At 40.0% G+C, this 280-nt stretch carries 1 protein-coding gene; it reads right to left on the bottom strand.

Annotation, left to right across the window (positions count from 1 at the left end; all coding sequences use genetic code 11):
- Positions 1-204 (bottom strand): hypothetical protein (locus AAEY88_RS13110; RefSeq protein WP_350563086.1); only part of this gene is annotated, 204 nt, incomplete at its 3' end.
- Between the last annotated feature and the right edge of the window lie 76 nt (positions 205-280).

Here is a 280-nt window from a genome sequence, read left to right as displayed (position 1 = left end):
GAGTAATATAACCGGTGTCCCCGTTTTGTCTCCGCGGATATCAACGGCAAAACTAAGGCCATTCGCTTCAATGGTAGTGTAGCTTTGCGGGTCTGTTGCAGGAAGGTCACCTTTTGCGATGTCAGTGGCATAAAACATGACGCCAGCCAATACACATACAGATACAGCCGCCAGGCTTAAGAGCGTTTTTTTTATTTTACTCATCAGTAGTTCCTTTGATAATATCTATTTTTTAGAGTAATAACTCTAATATTTAGAACAATAACTCTAATGTTAATGC

It is taken from the genome of Psychrobacter sp. CAL346-MNA-CIBAN-0220 (genome assembly GCF_040309805.1).
Lineage (GTDB): Bacteria > Pseudomonadota > Gammaproteobacteria > Pseudomonadales > Moraxellaceae > Psychrobacter.
This window is presented reverse-complemented; position numbering and strand designations above follow the sequence as displayed.